The following is a 21721-nucleotide window of genomic DNA, read 5'->3' on the forward strand; positions in this document are numbered from 1 at the left end:
ACTTTTTATTAAATTTTGTGTAACTAAATTTTTTGTCATCCGTCTACTGCATTGGGAGTGTTAACTTTTCTTAGAATTAGTAGACACTTAAGTATGTAAATATGATGGCGCTCATATAGAGCGTCGGGCAATGAGCCATCTGAGACAATACACTGGGCTACCAACTTAAGGGTAAAGATCAGATGCGCTCATTTTTCCTTTGTATAAAATTAAACGAGCGTTGGAGTATATTAATGTTGCTCTAAGTTAGAGCTAAAGTGTTGGATAGACGAACACTTTAGCTCTTTTCTTGTGCATATTTATAAATTTTTAGCATATGTTGGATAGGATTTGATATATTGGAGAAAGAGTATTGAAATATTTGAGAAATATATTTTCGCAGGATAGAGGAAGATTTTTATTGCATGAATTTGATGGGGGGCTCTGGTTGTATGCTGTTGGATTGTGATGAGCAATTATTCATAACATATAGACAAAGTGGTGAAAATGGCGCTGAAAAATTACTTTCAAAATGGGCGGAAGCCGAGGTTACTTCACATGCAGATCCTAAAATACTAGGTACTACATTGTCAACGCAATTATTTTTAGTCAATGAAGAAGCGGCGATGAACATTGCCTTTTCGACAGCACGGAAATATTGGGGACGGGTATCGCCAGAGTTACAACAATTTTTTGATCAGCAAGGTATGGATACAAAATTTGTGAATGAGCGTCTCAATGCCTTTTTTTATACCCAAAAAGGGAAGCAAGTCTTTTTTGAGCAACTTTTTGCCCAGCATACAATGGATTTAGAACGGTTAGTAGGGCTTGTGTTTGGAAAGCGCTGGCAAGTTAAGTTACCTGTAAATGAGTTACAAACAATCTTTTTATATAAATTTAATAATGACTATTTTGTGCATATGATTTATAACGAAGAAGCGTTGTTTTGGCATTGGCTGTTTATGAAAAAAGTTTATTCACTGCTTATCCACAAACCTTTGGAACAATTCACATTTATCCATGAAATTATGGGTCATTTTGAACAATCTTCAACAATTTTTTGTGAACATGTGGATAACTCTGTGTATAATTATAAAAACATACTGGATAAGTGTATAACCTATGTGGATAACTGTAATTTATCATGTTTAGCGAAAAAGCAGTTACGACTTTACCAAATTGTTACGCATTTTCGGTTATCAGAAGGGCAATATCAATGCATTAAAGAGTTGGTCGCTTCGTTTGAGACAGATTGGCGTTATTCTATGTATGCATTAACAGAGAAGGAAAAGGTTTTGATTGCCTATATTTTATTGCGCATAGCTCATCAAGAACGTGATTATGAACATGTCCTTCGCTATGGCGAATATTTATTAGAAGATGAACGGCTTAATAACTACGCAATAGAAATTTTACTGGAGTATAAAGATTTACTGCCAAATCGAAAACCAACACCACCAGCAATCATCAAAAATTATAATTTAAATTACTTAGAAAATCTGTATGCTGTATTATTAGATACCTATGTCAGATTGGGACGTTATCAAGAGGGGTTAACACTGTTAAAAGAACATGGCCTCGCATCCAATAAAAAAATAAATGCAGCATTAGTCCAGCAAAATTACAGTAAAGAGCAACTTATTGCTATTGAGGCATCGGTGCAACAAGATATAGCATTGCAAGTAAATAATTCTTTACAACATATTGGCCTGTCGGTGGAAGAATGGCGCCAACATTACCGCCAGCCGAACGCCCCATATTTTTTAGTAGCACAGAGCGCTTCGTTGCATATGATCAATATTTTAAAGGTCCTATTTGTCACAGAGCAGTACGAGCTATTTGAGAAATTAATAGAAGTTTATAAAAAATATTTACTCGTGGAAGACCATTTCGAAAAGCTACGAGTCTTTATTAGTGCGTATGTGTAACAAAAAAGAGTGTCCACTGAAGTCGGATAGACTTAATTGGATACTCTTTTTAATTTAATAGATATTAATTTAGCTTGTTGTATGTTCCATAGAACCCGTTCAGAAATTGTGTGAGAATTGTTTGAGTGCCTGGCACTTTATTATTCTAAAACACCTTTTTCTTGAAGTGCATTGATTTGTTCCGTGCTATAGCCAATTGACGTTAGTACTTCTTCGTTATGTTCGCCTAGCTTTGCACCAACGTGCTTGTACGTTGGATTGGCTCCATCAAACTTAAAGGCAGATGCAATTTGCTTTTGTGTTGTACCATCGTTTTTCGGAATCTCCACAATCATGCCACGAGCTTGTAATTGAGGATGTTCGCATGCTTCGGGAAAGGTCAATACGGGTTCCACACAACCTTCAAAATTTTCGTTAAAGACTTCAAGCCATTCATTGTAGGTTTTCGACAAAAAGGCATCGTGCACGGCCTCTTTAAAGCGAATCTGTGTATAGTACGAATCATTAAACGTATTATCGATTAGTTCAGGAATATCTAGTGCTTCACAGAGCAACCTACGAAACTGTGGTTCAAGACTGCCCACGGAGAAAAATCGACCATCCTTTGTTTTATAAAAATCATAATAGCTACCGCCGTTTAATATTTCTTGCTCAGGCTGAGGAACACGACCACCACCAATATAGGCAGAGCCATACATAGCATTAAGTGAGAACACGGCATCAGTCATGCTGATGTCAACATATTGACCTTCCCCAGTTTTTTCGCGATGGAGTGCTGCAGCTAGTACTCCGATGGCAGCGTGCATCGTGCCCCCTGCAATATCCGCCAGCTGAATCCCCATCGAAACAGGCTTTTTGTCCTGATGACGCGAATAGTCGAGCACCCCTGCCAATGCTAAATAGTTATTATCATGACCGGGTCGGTTGCTATATGGCCCTGTTTGCCCATAACCTGTAATTGCACAATAAATCAATTTTGGATTTACTTCTTTTAATGCTTCGTAGCCGATTCCGAGTCGTTCCATAACACCTGGACGAAAACCTTCAATAATTACGTCGTACTCTTGTATCAGTGACTTTATAATCTCAACAGCCTCTGGCGCTTTTAAATTTAATGTAAGTGACTTTTTTGAACGATTCAAGTGCTGATGAATATATGCCTCATGATCTTCATCATAAGGAGGCATAATACGCGTTAAATCTACGCGTTTGGAGGATTCCACATGGATGACCTCCGCACCTAGGTCAGCAAAAATCATTGTCGCCATTGGCCCCGGTAGTAATGCAGAAAAATCGAGAATTTTTAACCCCTTTAAAATACCCAAATCTTCCAACCCCTTTTTGTGTAGGCTACCATGCAGTCGTTTCCATGCATTAGTAGCGCTTTTCTCATATCCCCATATTGTGAAAAGCAGTTATACTAATCTGTATTAATACAGATTATGTTTATTTTATCCAGTATTATAACAGATTAACAATACCATTGACTACGTTAATTTTTATTATAAATTAATTTGTCAGAAAATTATATGTTGCGATAACAATAAAAGTAAAAAAATTTAGAATTTAGATGGTTGATTAATGGGGTGGTGTGACAAACGCCGATAAGAAAAGGGGAATCGCCGGTAGAAGCCGGAAAATCGCTGATAAAAGAGCATAAATCGCCGGTAACCTCGAGGAAATCGCCGATAGACCCACCTTTATAAAATGTTTAGCTTGTAAATTTTAAGGGTAGATGATTAATGTACCAATTATTTGGGCAAGCTATTGTTGTAAATGATACGTAAACTCGGGACACATCTCTCGATCGACTTGGCAGGACTTAAGGTTATCCCCCTTTCCCTTATGACAGAACAAGTGTGATATGATGTATGCCTATAATTTGTGAAAGCCAAGAGAGCACCGATGCTTCTTGGCTTTTTTATTTGTGCACGACTTTCTTCCATTATTTTAGAAATACATATGAAGGTTCACTATCTACTTGTCGATATAAAGAGTATGATGAAAATAATGTTTGTGCGTTTTAATTTTATGTGAAAGGAAGAGTGAGATGGATAAAACAAAAATCCAAAAAGTGAACAAAGCACTTATTGCAACTGTTTTTGCTACTAGCGGGATTGCAGTTGTTGTGCCACCACCACAAAAGGTAGCAGCAGCAACTTCACCATTTATAGATATTAACCAATATTCAAGTCACTATGACAATATTTTAAAATTGTACTCTCAAGGTGCGATTAGTGGGTTTGCAGATAAGACATTTCGACCAAATCAAAATGTAACACGTGGTCAAGCAGCGAAAATGCTGGCAACGGTTTTAAAGCTAGATTTAAAAAATGTCGAAGATCCTTATTTTAAAGACGTACCAAAGAGCAATGAATATTATAAATATGTAGCCGCATTACAAAATGCAGGCATTATGTCTGGTTACGCAAGCGGTGCATTTATGCCCAATGAAGTAATGACACGTGGGCAATTAGCAAAAATTTTAGTTCTTGGCTTTAAATTTGAAGTAGCTACAAAATTTAATCATAGCTTCCAAGATGTGAATAGCCAAACGAGTAATGCATACTATATTCAAACGTTAGTAGATTTACAGATTACAGAAGGAACAACACCTGTAACATTCTCTCCATTTAATGCCGTAACTCGTGGACAAATTGCTTCGTTTATTGTTCGTTCACAAGAGAAAAAAAGTAATGCATCAACGTATAAAATTACGGGCGTTGAAGATGATATTCTTTACATAAATGCTGAACCGTATACAGTACCTGAAAACCTTTCACATATTTTCAATGAATATAATGCAGATGTTTTAAAGGGTGCATTTATTGAGGGTGATATTTCAGGGAAAACGCTTTATTCGGTTGCAAAGTTAACGTTAAATGCTAGTGGGACAAGTTCGCGTTTTTTACAGTTTGATGGGGATCATAAATCTTTTGGCGGCACAATTGTTGTCAATGGGAACTACATTGAATTTGCGAATGTAACATTAACGGGCACAATGTTAGTCAATGAAACAGTTCGTCCACCGTTGCATTTAAATGTTTCTTATTTTAAGCCATTAAATATTGGCCGTGTAGCTAGCAGTAATTTTTCATTTATCGACTGGTCGAATCCGAATAAGCCAGAAGGGGATAACTCATCTAATAGTAACTCGTCAGGCGACCTGAATAATTGGACCGATTCCAATCAAAATCCAGATAAAAACAAGCCTTTTGAAAACTGGACAAAAGATCCTGTCACAATGAAAAACGTTGAAAAGCATATTGAATTTTACAATAGTACCGTATCACGACTTGTTGTGTCGCAAAATGGTACGAAAATCGAAACAAATACGAAGCTACCACGTGTAGATATTATCGGGAATGTCCGTGAATTTGAGATTCAAGGTAATATTGGTACGTTAAATTTAGATACAGAAACAAAGCTTACGATTTACGGAACTAGCAATATCGATTGGATTAATTACAATAGCTATACGGATTTAGAGCTATATATTGATGGTCGTGTTGGCACACTTTATGTAGATAATGCATATGGCTGGATTGATATTGGTGATTACACGTATATCGACAAAGTCATCCTTCCAAAAGATGAAGGGCCAAACAATATTTTTGATGACTTCTTAAACGATAAAGATAATGTAGGGAATATTACAGACCCAGATGGCAAACCAGTCGATAAAGACGATATCGACAATCAGAAACCGGCAGATAAAACGAAGCCAGTTATCGATATTACGAAAGTAACTGTCTTAAACGGTAGTGATGTAGAAGTTGAATTTACGTCAGATAAAGTAGGCACGTATTACTACATCGTACGCGAAAAGGGCGTAGAAGCACCGACGAAACGAGAAATGGTGAATCGTATTGAGGTTGATAAAAACGTCGCAACAGGCACGGCATCGGCTGTTAATGGTAAAAACACCATTAAAATTAATAGTTTAGGTGAGAAAAAAGAATACGTAGTGTACGTAATGGTAGTGGACGGAGCGAAAAACGCTTCAGATATTAAGTCGCAATCGTTCCAAATGAAAGATTCATCGCCACCGTCTGTAAAATCACTAGCAGTCAACCCGCTTCACGGTGGGACACGTGCAGAATTCACCTTTACAGCGAGTGAACCAGGGGAATACTACTATTATGTACGTAAAAAAACAACTGCCGCAGATCCGACAACAGCGGATATTATTGCTAACCCGACAGGTAAGGGGAAGGTAGTTGCTGGGGAATTGAAAGTTGACGGATTGTTAACAGGTTTAGACCCTGTACAAGAATATCAACTTTATGTTGTGATGAAGGATGATTCGGGGAATTATTCAGTTGATCCAATCCCAAAAGAGGCCATTAAAGAGTTTAAAACAGGTGCTTTAGATAATATTCCTCCATATATTGTTGACGGAGAACTCGTTTTACAAGATGAAATTAAAAATGAATTCTATGTAACAGTAAGTGAAGAATTAGATAAGGTTTCTGCTGAGAAAGTAGAAAACTATGAGCTAACAGGGACAGGTATTGTTAACCAAGGATTACAAAAACCGATTCGCCCAGAAAAAGTAGTGTATAATAAGGCGCAAAAAAGATTAATCTTTACAATCCCTTCACTAACAGGGTTTGTTAATGGAGATAACTTGGTCGTAACCATTTCTCCAAATGTAAAAGACTTGGCTGATAATGATTTTGAAAATATCAACAATACTCCAGTGAATACGGTTCCGCGTAATACAGCCGAATATATTCATAGAGACGGTGAGTGGCCATATTTAAATATTATCGGTGAACCAGCGATTAACGCAGCTAAAGATCAGACACTTGTGGAATTCAATGCTAGTAAAGCGGGAACATATCATTATTTAATTATGGAATCAGATTTAAATTTAACTCGAGATGACCGATTACGATTAATCGAAGCTGTGCAATTAAATGCAGATAATTTTAATGTAGGGGGCATCAATATTCCGATTGTCGGTAGTGGAGGAAATAAACCAGCACAATTAGGAAAACAGAAAGTGACAATCCCACTACCAAATACAGACCCGCCAATAAGCCCATTTAAGAGCTATTCGATTTATATGGTGTTGCGAGACCGTTCAGGGAATGTTTCGGATATTCAAACAAAACATGTGATTGATGACAGTACACCACCAGTAATCAAAAATACGTCTATTAAAATAGCAGAGGGAGATCGGAAGGCAACCTTTAAGTTTATATCAGACGAGAAAGGAACATATCATTATGTCCTTCGAAAAGTAGGAGATTCCACGCCAGTGCCAACAAGTGCTGAAGAAGTTATTGCTAAGGGAATTGCTAAAGATATGAAGAAAGATACAAATGAGATTGCTTTAACCCTTGAGCCACATCAACAGTATGAGCTATATGTTGCTGTAAAAGATCAATATAGTAACGCAACAATGTTGCAAGAAGGCACAGAATCAAAAGTTTACACATTTGATGAGCAGCAAAATAAAACGATAAACTTGACTGATGCTGGACAAGGAAAAGGCGAGATGAAATATACATTCTTAGCGGATGGTACACCGCCAAAGGTTCAAGAACCAGTCTTTAAACGACTTGATGGTAAAACATTTGAAGTGACTTTTTCAGAGGCTATCGATTCAGGGTTTAATTTTACATTAGTTCAGCCAGGTACAACAACAGCTATTACACCGTCCCACAAATCATATGACTGGCAAGACATGACGGGTATAAAAGATTGGGAATCTCGTAAGCTAATTATCACGTTTGATCGTGAAGTGACACAAAGCTTTGATATCCTTGTAAATGCCAACGCAAAAGATAAAGGAGGCTGGACATTTAGTAAAGATCGAGCAGAGTATAAATATCCAACATTGGGTAATACAATTACTTCTGCGACATTATTAGAGGATAAGGATTTCCAAGGCAATTTAAATATTTCTAAGAAGGTTCAAGTCGTCTCGAGTCTAAATGTTGATATTTCGTGGAATCAGCACTATTACTATGCTGTACTTAACGATAATAATTCTTTGTCACTTGATAATATTCAAGAGATTATCGCTAAGGCAGATAGTAATAACTTTACGGATATTACTGGAGGAGCGATTATTTCCTACGGTACAGGTAAGATAACAATACCTTCTGATGCAAGTAATGCGAAGACCTTTACAGCAATCCAAACAGGTAGTGATCCAAGTTCAGTAAACGTATTCCAAGCAAATCAACGAATTTATCTGTTCACAAAAGATAAATATGGAAATATTGTGTATGCAAAAGAATCAACAGATCCAGCGGCTCTAGATTATGTATTAATTCAGCCTAGAACAAAATAATTTAAAAATAGAAAGATACTAGCTATTACAATGATAGCTAGTATCTTTTGTATATGGACGAAAGAGAAAACCCACATCCATTTATTGTCGAAGTGACTCTAAAGTAGGATGTGGGTTTTAACTTATTTAATTCCTAACAATTTGAAACGTACCAGACGTTTGGGTTTCGATGATGTATTGATTGCCATTTACTGTGTAGGACACAGGCTCTTGGTCACCGAATTCATTGATTCGAACGATCGATGAATTGTCGGGAATGTTTTCTAATATGATTTCGATATTAGCTTCAAATTTAGCCGGCATTTTATTTAATACGGCCTGGAATGTAATACGATTTAAATTTCTTGAAAGTTGAATGTCCATTACGCCTAAATCTTCATTGATAAGCGTATTTAATGGTGGAATAATGACAGCCATATTTGCTTTCGTTGTTAAAACAAAGCGCTCATTATTATGTTCAGAGTCGTCAACATTGATTTTTGCTTTATAGGTGTTGCGACTTTTTGACATGAGCGTATTTTTACCAGGCACTGCGGCGGAGTCTGAAAACTCCGGTGTCGTAGTAGTGTTAACTTTATTTGGTAATTTATATTTTCCCTTTACATAGTCTACTAATTTCCAAACGTTTGGAACGAGTTGTTGTTGTACAGGTGTTAATGCTTCAAAGGCATTTTTCACTGCTTGAACATCGTGCGTTGTAGATGTTTTAGGTGATAAAGCGGTAATCGCATTTTCCACTTCTTTTGCAGCCGCTTTATCCATCTTCACAACCTGTTCAGCATCTAGTAAAAGCTGTTCAATGCCTGCAGGCAAAGAGACGTTAGAAAATTTTCGTAAGGCATTGTACTCAGCGCGGGCTTCTTCCACATCCTTGTGGAAGTTAAGGCGAGATGAATTTAATAATTGAATTTTATTGACCACTTTATCAACAGAAGTATTCGGTTTAATCGCCGATGTCAGTATTTTTTGTGTTTCAGCGCTGACAAACGTTTTTTGCGCGGTATTCAAGGTATTGTACCAATCGCGCGTTTCGATAACATTTTGATAATAATTGACCGAAGTAGAGGCCACCGAAGCCAATTTTTCTTCTATTTGAGCTGCTAGTTTACGATACTGTAGTCTTGTTTGCTGGTGATTGGATAATGTCGCATAATTCGTAACGTATAGTTTTTCGGTCTCTGTTAACGCATTGTAGGCTTTGAGTGCGGCCTCTAAGTATGCCTGAAAAGCAAATGAGGTATCATTAATATTAGAAATAAGCTGCACAACATTCGCAACGTTAGCATTATAGTAGTATGTATTATTATATATGTATGATGTTTTTGCATGTGTCGAGGTATCGGCAGCAGATGCAGTTGTTATAGGCGTTGTATAAATAAGTGAAGGAACGGCTACAAGTGCCAGCAAAGCTAGGCTTCTTTTATGTTTCATACAGACAAACCTCCTATTCTTTTATAGTTAATTTTATCATAGATTAGGGATTTTTTATGCATATTTTAGTTGAATAGGTAAAAAGGTCCGGTGATTTTTGTGGTATAATGTATCCTAACTACCAACTAATAAGTTATAAAAATTCGATCAGTTAAAAGGGGAAGGGACATTGCTCCGCTACGGACGGTTGCTTTCCATGGGTACACCGTAAGCCGCAATCCTCGCTAACGCGCGGTTTGGTGCGTCTTACGTTGCCTGGGTTCCCGCAGGAGTCACCGCACTTCGCTCTAAGCAACTGAACAAATTAGTAGTGTAATAAAATGACAAAAGGCATCAAGTTGAACTTGATGCCTTTTGTTGAGTGTCTAAAAGGACTTTACGTTGAGTAGAGTCTTTTCAATTAATATCCGTATGTGCCATAGCTTTTTGCAATTTCATAATAATAGATAGCATTTTGTAAATTGGTAATTGCATTTGTCACATCTTGATGGGTTGCATTGGTGCTATTTACGATGTAGTATGCCTGCTGAATAGAAGAATCTAAGCTACTTTTTGCTTCAGGTGTTGTCCACTGTTCATAATACGGTATTTCAGTTCCGTAATAGGAAACCTTTACAGTCACTATGGAATTAATAAGTGTCGTCAATGAAGTTTTATCAACATTGTATCCATTCGTACCATATTTATACGCATTTTTATAATTCCAAATAGCATTTTCTAAATTTGTAATGGCATTTGTGATTTCAGTTTGCGTCGAGTAGTAATAATTTAAGACGTATTGAGCTGATGATACAGCTGATACTAAAGTGTCTTTCTCGCTTTGCAATGTCCAAGGTGTATTATATGGTACATCATATCCGTTATAAGAAACTGTTACATACTGTACAGAATTAATTAATGTTGTAAGCGTTGTTTTGTCGCCAGCAGCATATCTTTTACCGTATTTTTGCACTGCTTGATAGTTTGAAAGCGCATTTTTGTACTGTGTAATGGCATTAAGCACTTGGTCTTGTGATGCATTTGTATTATTGGCTACCGTTCTTGCACTCGTGACAGCAGAATCGAATGCTGTTCGCTCAGCTTGCGTTGTCCATTTATCAGAAATTAAAATTTCATTGCCGTTGATGGATACAGCAACATATGGAGGGGAAGCAAGTAATTTACTTAGTTCCGTCTTGTTCACAGCTGGCATTGTGACTTTCGCATTTTTAGCGTCGACTTGAACTTTGTTAATTTGATGCTCTGAATTTAAGCCGATTCTTTCTCCTTGTTTAACGATTACTTGCTCGATTTTACCTTCTCCATAGAGACTAAAATCATTTTCAACATCAATCACCATTTTTTTGACATCAGCCATTACCTCCAATGAAGTAACTTTGTCTTTCACATCAATTGAAGAAATCGTTTTGTCAGCAGCAATGTTTAACTTAGTACGTTGAACGATGATTTCTGGTGTTTCAATTTCTTTTAATGAAACGTATAACCAGTCTATTTTTCTAGTGGCTAAAGCTTTGAAAGTGATGGTATCTCCAATTGTAACGTGGTCGATTGTTACTGCTTTTTTTACTCTATTTGTTACAGTAAGGTCATTTGCAATATTTAAGTTTAAAATTTTGATGTAATCAGCATTTACCGTTACATCGCCGGCAATTTTAGCATCTCCACCATCAAAAACGACTGCTTTTTTGTTCGTTCCTGCATTTTTTAAAGTCAGTGAAGTTATGCTTGTAATCTCGTCATTTTTTACAATAACTGTCGCATCAGCATTCATTAAAGCTTGACGATTCGCCACTTTAAATATGGGCTTAAGGGCACTGCTAATTTTAAATTGTCCGAGAGAAGTACGAACTGTATCAGATGTCACATTCGTAATTTTTAGTGACTTTTCTCCGGAAAGGATTGATGCAGCAACACCCTCAGTTTGAGCATTGTAATGTGATTGATGAACAGATGTTTCACTAGAAGCAGCACTTGCATTTGACAAAGGTAATACCAAAGAGGTTGTAATGGCAGTTGCCATTAATGTAGTTAACGCTTTATTTTTCAAGTTATTCACTCCCATTAAAGTATTACTAGTAAATATAACATATTTTCATAAAATTTAGTAAAAATGGGTAAGTGTATCAAAATCTTGTCTTTTAAATGTAATTTTTACTAGAAAATTTTAATGGACTTGGGAAATTCAGAGTGTTAATTGTTGAGAAACATAGGTCTTTCCATTATTATTGTTTAATAAAAATGGAGGTATTGTCATGGGAAAAACGAGAAGTATAGCTTTAAAACTTTGCTCGCTAATTTTAGGAGTATTTTTAGTGTTATTTATTACCTATACATTGGTAACAAGCACTATTCTGCACAATCAAAGTGTGCATGATTCAGAAAAAGCAACACTTCAAAATGCAGAATTGTCGGCTGCAAAGATGAGTGAACGCTTTAAGAAAGTAAATGATATGTTGCACACGACAAAACGTATTGTGCAATCATTGCAAAGTAAAGGTCAATTATCAACAGAGGATGTAATGGAGATACTGGATAATAACCTAGATGATAATAAGGATTTACTTGGTGTAGGGGTGATTTTAGAAAATAACACGGTGAAAGTTGGGCCGACGACTGATAAGGCTTTAATTGACCAACAAAATCGTTTTATTCCTTATTTAACAAGAGGCAAAGACAAAGTTATTATTAATCCTGTAGTAGGACTTGACGAAAAGAATGGTGCAGAATGGTATCGTATACCAAAAGAAGAAGGTCGTGCAATGTTAACGGAACCGTATGAATTTAATGTCAACGGTAATACGATTTCAATGACGACTATTGCTGTACCATTAGTGAATAATAAAGGTACATATTTTGGCGTTCTATCAGCAACTATTTCTATCGACTTTTTAAAGGAATTAGCTGCTTCTATTGAGCCTGAAGGCGGTTATGCAGGAATCATAACAGATCAAGGTATTTTAACGGTAAATAGTATTAATGAAAAGTTAGACGGAACCAATATGCAAGATGCTATTGATTGGACAAATGTTAAACAATCAATGGAAGAGGGGGTATCAGACAGTCTTTATGTAGACTCCAAGCAACTTGGTGAACAGTCATTCAATGCTTTTGCACCTATGAAGTTAGAAAATATTGATGAAGTATGGTCAGTGCAGCTAGTATTACCTAAATCCAAAATACTAGAAACGTATAATAAAGTACTTATATTTACAATTGGAGCAGCAATTGTGATGGTCATTTTAATGGCTGCAGCAAGTGCTATGTTTATCTATCGACAGTTAAAGCCTCTAAAGGTTTTACGTGCATCTATTGAAAAAGCTGCCGAGGGTGATTTAACATCAAAAATTGATGAAAAATTCATTAAACCCGATGAAATTGGTGCTGTAGCATTCGCTTATAATAATATGCTGGATAAAACGAACGATGCCATACATACGGTATTAAATTCTTCAACATTACTTAATCAATCTTCAGATGATGTAAACGAGGCCTTTAATGAAATTGTTGCTTCTAATCAGGAAGTATCTGTAGCCATCAACGAAATAGCGCAAGGTGCATCGAAACAATCGGAAGATACAGAAGAAACAAATTATCGCATGATTGATTTATCCGATCAAATTGACGCTATTACAATGCTTTCCAAGCAAATGGATGAGCTTTCATTGAAAACAAAAGCTTCGACAGAGCAAGGTATGAAAGAAGTTGAAAGTTTGCGCGACCGTAATAGTGAAACTAATGAAATGAATGGTCGTATACAACAGCAAATGGAATCTTTATCTAGCAATATTAACAATATCAATCAAATTATTGTATCTATTCAAGGAATTACTGAACAAACCAACTTACTAGCACTTAATGCAAGTATTGAAGCCGCTCGAGCAGGGGAACACGGGAAAGGTTTTGCGGTAGTAGCAGAAGAAGTTCGTAAACTGGCAGAACAATCTAAGACCGAAACAGAAGTGATAAAGAAAACAGTGGCGAGCATTCTACAGGACGCTAAACAAACGGTTTCAGTTATTACTTCGAATGCTGGCTTAATGCAAGCCCAGAATGAATCGGTACAAAATACAGAGTTAGCCTTTAAGGATAATAATGAGCTTTCACATGCGATTACAAAAGCAATTAATGAGCTATTAACGAATCTTTCACAAATGTTAGAGCAAAAAGATCAAGCCATTACTGCGATACAAAGTATTTCAGCCGTATCAGAGGAAACAGCTGCTTCTGCAGAGCAAGTAAGTGCATCTGCTGTCGATCAACAAGCAGAAATGGAGAAGGTTGCAGAATCGATTCATAATATGAACCAAATTTCTAAAGAACTGCAAGAGGTCGTGAATCGCTTTAAGCTTTCTTAATTAATGCTAAATTTCCCGAAGCAGAGAGGATATTCCGCGGATTGGAGAAGTAATTCCGCGGAGCAGAGGGTAATCCCGCGAAGCAGAGGAGTAATCCCGCGAAACAGAGCAAGAATCCCGCGGAGCAGAGAGGTAATCCCGCGGAGCAGAGAAGTAATTCCGCGAAGCAGAGCAAGAATCCCGCGAAGCAGAGCAAGAATTCCGCGAAACAGAGAGGTAATCCCGCGAAGCAGAGAGGTAATTCCTAGGAGCAGAGAAGTAATTCCGCGAAACAGAGCAAGAATCCCGCGGAGCAGAGAGGTAATCCCGCGGAGCAGGGGAGTAATTCCGCGAAACAGGGCAAGAATCCCGCGGAACAGAGAGGTAATCCCGCGGAGCAGAGAAGTAATCCCGCGAAACAGAGCAAGAATTCCGCGGAGCAGGGCATATCTACCGGCATTAATAGTAGTTTTGGACTGTCCAATTATTGGATAGTCTTTTTTATGTAAAGCTGTTATAGATGAGGTGGTGTAAGGGAGCATTGACCCGATGGTTGAACAGTTTTACTATAGTAGGAGATGAAAGGGGGTTGCCTCTATGTTGTATCTTGGTATGATTTTCTTTAAAATTGTTGCACCTATTTTGGTATTGCTTGTACTTGGAGCATTTTTGCAGAAGAAATTTAGTTTTAATTTAAAAGCATTATCTCAACTCATTACATATTGTTTTATGCCGGCAGCGGTATTTGTTAATTTATATGAAACGACTGTGGAGTTAACGGTGCTTGGGGAAGTGGCACTATTTATTGCGCTCTTTATCGGGAGTCAAATGGTGCTAAGTCACTTTTTAGCAAAGGCACTTGGTCTTGCGAAAACAGAAACGGCAGTATTTAAAAATAGTGTTGTGCTTATTAACTCTGGTAACTATGGCATTCCGGTAGCCCAAATGATTTTCGCAGCCCAGCCGGTTGGAGTTGCAATTCAAGTACTTCTCGTTATTTTTCAAAATATGACGACTTATACATATGGTTTATATAATTTAATCTCCTCCACTAAATCAGGGATGGCGATAGTGAAGGATTTTCTAAAAATGCCGATTATTCATGCCCTAATAATAGGAGTGGCAATGAATTTCTTTCATATTGGCATTCCGCAATTTATCCGGATTCCAATTGACCATGTGGCGGATGGTTTTATTGCAGTAGCACTTATTACACTCGGTGCACAACTATCGCAACTTGAAATCAAATCGATGTTCAATAAAACAGTGTTTGTTAGCTGTATTACGCGTCTTGTAGTAGGTCCTGCTGTAGCATTACTTATTATTTCTGTGCTCGGCTTAGATGGTGTCGTTGCTCAATCGCTCTTTATTGCAAGTGCATTTCCAACGTCACGTAATAGCTCCAGTTTAGCGCTAGAATATGATATCGAGTCGGCTACTGCTGCGCAAACCGTGCTATTTTCTACAATCGTTAGCTGTATTACCGTGACCGTGGTAATTTATATAGCGGAAATGCTCTTTACATAATTGGCTTCCATCTATTAGTAATATCTGGTACACTAACATCAAACTGAATAGCTTAACTAGGGGAGTCTGATGAGTCGGGCTGAGAGGGAAACGCATGGAGGTTTCTTGACCCTTTGGACCTGATCTGGCTCATACCAGCGTGGGAAAGTTAATGAACATCGCACTCCTTATACTTTTGAACTGTGCGATTAATAAACCTTACATGTACAGCCGGATCCAAATTTTTTTGGATTCGGCTTTTTATTTGTAATAGAGCTTATTGGCGTGAGCTAGATTCGGTCCTTGTAAAAAATACTAAAAAGGGAGCGGAATAGTAAATGACAACAATTAGCGAAAAAAACATGAACATTATGGCAAGCTTTGATGGCAGTAAAAAAGTATATATAGAAGGAACACGACCAGATATTTTAGTGCCAATGCGTGAAATTAAGTTAAGCCCAACAACTGGTAGTTTTGGAGAAGAAGAAAATGCGCCTATTCGAGTTTATGATACGAGTGGGCCTTATACAGATCCAACGTATACAATCGATATTACGAAAGGTTTACCAGCTTTGCGGAGTGCGTGGATTAAAGAGCGTGATGATGTAGAGGAATACGAGGGACGCACTATAAAACCAGAAGATAATGGTTTCCGCAAAGTAGATGATCCACGTCTGTTTGAACATGTATTTCCACAGCTAGCACGTAAACCATTACGTGCGAAAAAGGGTCGCAATGTGACGCAACTACATTATGCAAGGCAAGGAATTATTACCCCGGAAATGGAATTTGTGGCGATTCGTGAACATGTTAAACCAGAATTTGTGCGTGCCGAAATTGCTGCAGGACGGGCTATTATGCCATCGAATATTAATCATCCCGAGGCTGAGCCGATGATAATCGGTCGTAACTTCCATGTGAAAATCAACGCCAATATTGGCAATTCGGCTGTTACTTCCTCCATTGCCGAGGAAGTGGAAAAAATGACGTGGGCAACACGGTGGGGTGCGGATAATATTATGGATTTATCTACTGGTAAGCATATTCATACAACACGTGAATGGATTATTCGTAATGCTGCTGTGCCTGTAGGAACTGTGCCGATTTATCAAGCGCTTGAAAAGGTCAATGGCGTAGCAGAGGATTTAACATGGGAAGTGTATCGAGATACGTTAATCGAGCAAGCCGAGCAAGGGATAGATTACTTCACGATTCATGCAGGTGTCTTGCTGCGTTATGTGCCTTTAACAGCTAATCGCGTAACAGGCATTGTGTCGCGCGGAGGTTCTATTATGGCGCAGTGGTGTTTATTCCATCATCAAGAAAATTTCTTATATACGCATTTTGAAGAGATTTGTGAAATTATGAAGACGTATGATGTTGCCTTTTCGTTAGGGGATGGTTTACGCCCTGGTTCTATTGCAGATGCCAATGACGAGGCGCAGTTTGCAGAACTAGAAACGCTAGGAGAGTTAACGCAAATTGCCTGGAAACATGATGTGCAAGTAATGGTAGAAGGACCAGGACACGTGCCAATGCATCTCATCAAAGAAAACATGGACAAGCAATTAGAAGTGTGTAAAGAAGCACCATTCTATACATTGGGGCCTCTTACTACAGATATTGCGCCAGGGTATGATCATATTACATCTGCTATTGGTGCGGCAATGATAGGGTGGTTTGGCACAGCCATGTTATGCTATGTAACTCCGAAAGAACATTTAGGGCTACCGAATCGAGAGGATGTTCGTGTAGGGGTCATTACCTATAAAATTGCAGCCCATGCAGCTGATTTAGCGAAGGGGCATCCTGGAGCGCAGCAGCGAGATGACGCGCTCTCGAAGGCACGTTTTGAGTTTCGTTGGCGAGACCAATTTAATTTGTCGTTAGACCCTGAGAGAGCTATAGAATACCACGATGAAACATTGCCAGCGGAAGGAGCAAAAACCGCACATTTCTGCTCGATGTGCGGTCCTAAGTTTTGTAGTATGAGAATTTCTCAAGACATTCGTAATTATGCTAAAGAAAAAGATTTAACTACGACCGAAGCGATTCACCAAGGGATGCAGGAAAAGGCGCAACAGTTTAAAAATAATGGCAGCAAATTGTATCAGTAATGAAGTACAAGACCCCATAAGGCACTTGGTAACAGTAGTGGTGGTACCTTCTGCTTAGAACAGAACAAACAGGTTGAAGGAATGGCAAAAGAGCTAGATTGATCGTAGTCAATCTAACTCTTTTTTTGCTATGAGCGTTGTGGTGCTACGGCGTAAGCTTTCTCTCAGCATAGTGCGTTCCCGTAGCAATTCCTGCCTACCAACAACTCGGTTCTCTTCACTTTATGTAGGTGAAAATATACCACCACATTCGCACGCATTTCATGTTTTAACTCCATCTTTTTAGACTTTAAACTTGCTTATTTCTTCTTGCAAAGTCGTTGCGCCATCACTTAATGATTTTGCTACCGAATGGGTTTCTTGAATGGTTGCTGCTTGTTCTTTTAAAGATTTAGCCATCGATTTAGATTGCTCCGCCACATTTTTCGCCACAGAGGACATTTCATTGACTGAAGCGGCTACCTCCTCAGTACTAGCAGAAATTTGTTGTGTAGAAGCGGAAACGTCTTCAATGTCAGATGCCATCGACCCGATCGCGCTCAAAATATTATGAAAGGCAGTCTGTGCTTTTTGAATGTAAGCAACACCTTCATCAATATTATGCACTGTAATGCTCACTGCTTTTTCAACTTCCACTGTATTTTGCTGAATTTGAGTAATTAAATGAATGATTTGGTTAGCTGATATTTTGGATTCCTCCGCTAATTTACGTACTTCATCTGCAACGACAGTAAAGCCTTGTCCATGTTCGCCAGCTCGGACTGCTTCAATGGTTGCATTAAGCGCAAGTAAGTTAGTTTGATCAGTAATATCGGTAATGGTCTTCGTAATATTTTCAATTTCTGTCGATTGTGCACTTAACTGTTGAATGAGTCGGTTTGTGTCATGTGAGGATTGCTGAATAATCATCATTTGATTTTCAGTTGTCTGCAACATCTTATCTCCTTCATTGGCAACGTTTTGTGTATCAAGAGCTTTGACGTGAAGTGTTTGTGTGGCTTCTGCAATACGTTGAACACCACGTGCTGTTTCATCCATGGCCATAGCTGTTTCCTGTCCAGTAACTACGGCTTGGTTACCGTCCTTCTCCATAATTTCAATACGTTTGGCAATATCTTTAGAAGCTTGTGAAACTTCGTCTGTGCTTGCTGCTAGTTCTTCGGAGCTCGAGGTTGTGTGCTTTACATTTGTTACAACATTATCAATAAGGGTGTGCAAGTTCGTTTTCATTGTATTAAATGAATCAGCTAATGTTCCAATTTCATCTTTTGTTTTTACTGTCACATCTTCTTGGCGTAAATCTCCGGTAGCAATGATATTTGCTGCAGTAGCTAGTTTATTGACTGGAATTGTAATAGCCCGGGTCATCAGAAACACAATAATAAAGGAGAGAAAGGTAGAGATGGCGGCGAGAACTAATATAATAAACGAACTAATATCCTCTACTTGTGATGATTTGGCACGGGCTAATTGTATTTGTTCCTCCTCATAAACTGCAATTTCATGAACTGCTTGTTGAATTGCTTCACTTGCAGGACGTGCAGTTGTTCTAAGAATATCGATAGCAGATTGTAAATTATTAGAATCATATGTATTGATAATCTCTAATGCTGCCTTTTCGAAGAGAGCTTGCTTTGTTTTTATAATTTCCATTTGCCTTTGTGTATTTTCACTAGTGAATAGGCTGTCTAGCTCAGCCACCTTCGTTTGAATAATGTTTTCTTGTTCCTCGAGCTTTTTATATGTAGCCTCATTTGGTTCAAGAATATATGAACGAAGATAGCTTCCTTGTAAGGCAGAGGCACTAAGGATTTTATCGATTTGCAGAAGTTTATAAACACGGTTGTCAAATAAGTCATGATTCAATTTATCAATATGATTGAGTTGATAGTAGGCTATTGAGGAGATAATTAGTAATAAAAGAATCATTGTTCCAAAGCTCATATAAAGCTTGTTTCGAATCGACATTTATTTTCCTCCATTCTAGATTTTGTCGTAGTTGTCACTAGCAATACAACTTTCAAATTCGATATTTATGAACGCAAACAAAATATGTGGAATGACTCAAGATAAATGTTATTAACAACACCTATATTACATGGGGAACTTTATAGTTAAGGAATCAATAAACTATAGGTAAGAAAGAGCGTTGGATTCCACTGTAAATTACCGTATCAGTGGATGGGAGAGATGCCTTCTTAGTAAGAGGGGTAGAACTTAGCTCCAATCAACTGAGCAGGAAATGAAATGGATAGTTTGGTTTTTAGAGACCATTGACAAAGCTTTAGATAAAGGGAGATTAAAATGGATGATGGTCTTCCAATGTAGCTGCTTGTTATAAAGGCTATTCGGATAACTTTAGTGGGACTAGCAAAAAACATAGTAAAAATGACAAAAGGCATCGAGAAATGAATTCTCGCTACCTTTTGTCTACTTACCAATAATGACAAGTATGATTGGATATCAATAAAGTGGAATATTAAATGTTTGCTACTTGTTTTACTTCTTGTTTCTTTACATATGGGTTAGAAAGATCCATTCCTTCTAATGAAAGACCCATTGCTTTCGCTACACCTTCACCATATGCAGGATCAGCTAGGTAGCAGTGTAAGATGTGACGACGTTTGATGAATTCCTCAACAGTTGCCATATCATTTGCTGTATTTTCAAATAAGCGTTGTTGCTCTTCTGCTGATAATAGACGGAATAACTTACCTGGTTGCTCGAAGTAGTTATTGTCATCTTCACGGAAGTCGTGAATATCAGCATGACCATCAATACGTAATGGCGGCTCTTTATAGTCTAAATTGTGCTCCCATTCACCATAGCTGTTTGGTTCATAGCTTAATGTAGAACCAAGGTTACCATCGAAACGCATAGCGCCATCGCGGTGGAATGAACGGAATGGGCATTTTGGTGCGTTAACAGGCAGCATGTGGTGGTTTACGCCTAAGCGATAGCGAGCTGCATCTGCGTATGCAAAAATACGAGCTTGTAACATTTTGTCTGGAGAGTAGCTGATACCAGGCACAATGTTAGATGGTGCAAACGATGATTGTTCAACTTCTGCAAAGTAGTTATCAGGGTTTTTATTTAACTCGAATTCGCCAACTGGAATGAGTGGGAAATCTTTTTTATACCAAACTTTTGTTAAATCGAATGGGTTATAAGGTAGTTCACGCGCTTGTTCTTCTGTCATAACTTGAATGTACATTTTCCATTTCGGGAAATCGCCTCTTTCGATAGCTTCGTACAAGTCACGTTGTGAAGATTCACGGTCCTTACCAATAATTTCAGCTGCTTCTTCACCAGTTAAGTTTTTAATACCTTGCTCTGTGCGGAAGTGGAATTTCACCCATACGCGCTCATTTTGAGCATTGATAAAGCTGTACGTATGTGAACCGAAACCATGCATATTACGATAACCAGTTGGAATACCACGGTCAGACATAACAATTGTGATTTGGTGTAACGCTTCCGGTAATAGTGTCCAGAAATCCCAGTTAGAATTTGCGTTTTTCATATTTGTACGTGGATCACGCTTTACGACATGGTTTAAATCTGTAAAGTGTAACGGATCACGGAAGAAGAATACAGGCGTGTTGTTACCAACTAAGTCCCAGTTACCTTCTTCTGTATAGAATTTCAGTGCAAAACCTCGAATATCGCGCTCAGCATCTGCAGCACCGCGTTCTCCGGCTACAGTTGAGAAACGAGCGAACATTGGTGTTTGTTTACCGATTTCAGAGAAGATTTTTGCTTTCGTATATTGAGAAATATCATGCGTTACAGTGAATGTGCCGAATGCGCCTGAACCTTTTGCGTGCATACGACGCTCTGGAATAACTTCACGGTTGAAGTTTGCTAATTTTTCAACTAACCATACATCTTGAAGTAAAAGTGGACCACGAGGACCTGCTGACATAGAGTCGTGGTTGCTTACTACTGGAGCACCACCTGCTGTTGTAAAACGACGGCTACGATCATTTGCGTTTGTCATATTAGTTTACCTCCTGAAAAATATTGTGAGTCAAACTCCTCGCTATAACTATAACAAAAATAAAATAGAATTTCTAGTACATTATAATAATTATCGTTAAAGAATTTATCTAGCAAGAT

The 21721-nt window shown here is 38.0% G+C and carries 10 protein-coding genes and 1 riboswitch; of the genes, 5 read left to right on the top strand and 5 right to left on the bottom strand.

Annotation, left to right across the window (positions count from 1 at the left end):
* Positions 1-404 precede the first annotated feature (404 nt).
* Positions 405-1907, top strand: a complete 1503-nt coding sequence (locus tag ACIQXI_RS20455) for a hypothetical protein (RefSeq protein ID WP_402928162.1) — start codon at positions 405-407, stop codon at positions 1905-1907.
* 140 nt (positions 1908-2047) lie between these two features.
* Here ACIQXI_RS20455 and ACIQXI_RS20460 read toward each other — a convergent pair whose 3' ends face one another.
* On the bottom strand, positions 2048-3232 hold the full coding sequence (locus ACIQXI_RS20460) for a CaiB/BaiF CoA transferase family protein (protein WP_402928164.1): 1185 nt from the start codon (positions 3230-3232) through the stop codon (positions 2048-2050).
* 725 nt (positions 3233-3957) lie between these two features.
* On the opposite strand from ACIQXI_RS20460, the gene ACIQXI_RS20465 reads away from it, so the two are divergent.
* Positions 3958-8214, top strand: coding sequence for an S-layer homology domain-containing protein (locus tag ACIQXI_RS20465; RefSeq protein WP_402928165.1), 4257 nt, complete (start codon positions 3958-3960; stop codon positions 8212-8214).
* Positions 8215-8340: 126 nt separating this feature from the next.
* Here the strand turns inward: ACIQXI_RS20465 and ACIQXI_RS20470 are convergent, their stop codons facing one another.
* Both ACIQXI_RS20470 and ACIQXI_RS20475 read right to left on the bottom strand, forming a co-directional pair.
* Positions 8341-9645 carry a hypothetical protein gene (locus tag ACIQXI_RS20470; RefSeq protein WP_402928167.1) on the bottom strand — a complete coding sequence of 435 codons (1305 nt, stop codon included), beginning with the start codon at positions 9643-9645 and terminating at the stop codon, positions 8341-8343.
* A gap of 400 nt (positions 9646-10045) precedes the next feature.
* Complete coding sequence (locus ACIQXI_RS20475; RefSeq protein ID WP_402928184.1) at positions 10046-11701, bottom strand: S-layer protein; 1656 nt, start codon at positions 11699-11701, stop codon at positions 10046-10048.
* A gap of 196 nt (positions 11702-11897) precedes the next feature.
* Between ACIQXI_RS20475 and ACIQXI_RS20480 the strand changes: the two genes are divergently transcribed.
* The 3 genes from ACIQXI_RS20480 (at position 11898) to thiC (ending at position 17602) form a co-directional block, all read left to right on the top strand.
* Positions 11898-14000: a methyl-accepting chemotaxis protein gene (locus ACIQXI_RS20480; RefSeq protein ID WP_402928168.1), complete on the top strand. Its 2103-nt coding sequence runs from the start codon at positions 11898-11900 to the stop codon at positions 13998-14000.
* A 576-nt stretch (positions 14001-14576) separates the two neighbouring features.
* Positions 14577-15506, top strand: a complete 930-nt coding sequence (locus ACIQXI_RS20485; protein WP_402928169.1) for an AEC family transporter — start codon at positions 14577-14579, stop codon at positions 15504-15506.
* A 48-nt stretch (positions 15507-15554) separates the two neighbouring features.
* Positions 15555-15669: riboswitch (TPP riboswitch) on the top strand.
* A gap of 154 nt (positions 15670-15823) precedes the next feature.
* Positions 15824-17602, top strand: coding sequence for a phosphomethylpyrimidine synthase ThiC (gene thiC, locus ACIQXI_RS20490; RefSeq protein WP_402928170.1), 1779 nt, complete (start codon positions 15824-15826; stop codon positions 17600-17602).
* A gap of 282 nt (positions 17603-17884) precedes the next feature.
* Here thiC and ACIQXI_RS20495 read toward each other — a convergent pair whose 3' ends face one another.
* Complete coding sequence (locus ACIQXI_RS20495) at positions 17885-19570, bottom strand: methyl-accepting chemotaxis protein (protein ID WP_402928173.1); 1686 nt, start codon at positions 19568-19570, stop codon at positions 17885-17887.
* A gap of 511 nt (positions 19571-20081) precedes the next feature.
* Positions 20082-21602 carry a catalase gene (locus tag ACIQXI_RS20500; protein WP_402928175.1) on the bottom strand — a complete coding sequence of 507 codons (1521 nt, stop codon included), beginning with the start codon at positions 21600-21602 and terminating at the stop codon, positions 20082-20084.
* Positions 21603-21721 lie beyond the last annotated feature (119 nt).

It is taken from the genome of Lysinibacillus sp. NPDC097195 (genome assembly GCF_044762075.1).
In the GTDB taxonomy this organism is placed as follows: Bacteria; Bacillota; Bacilli; order Bacillales_A; family Planococcaceae; genus Lysinibacillus.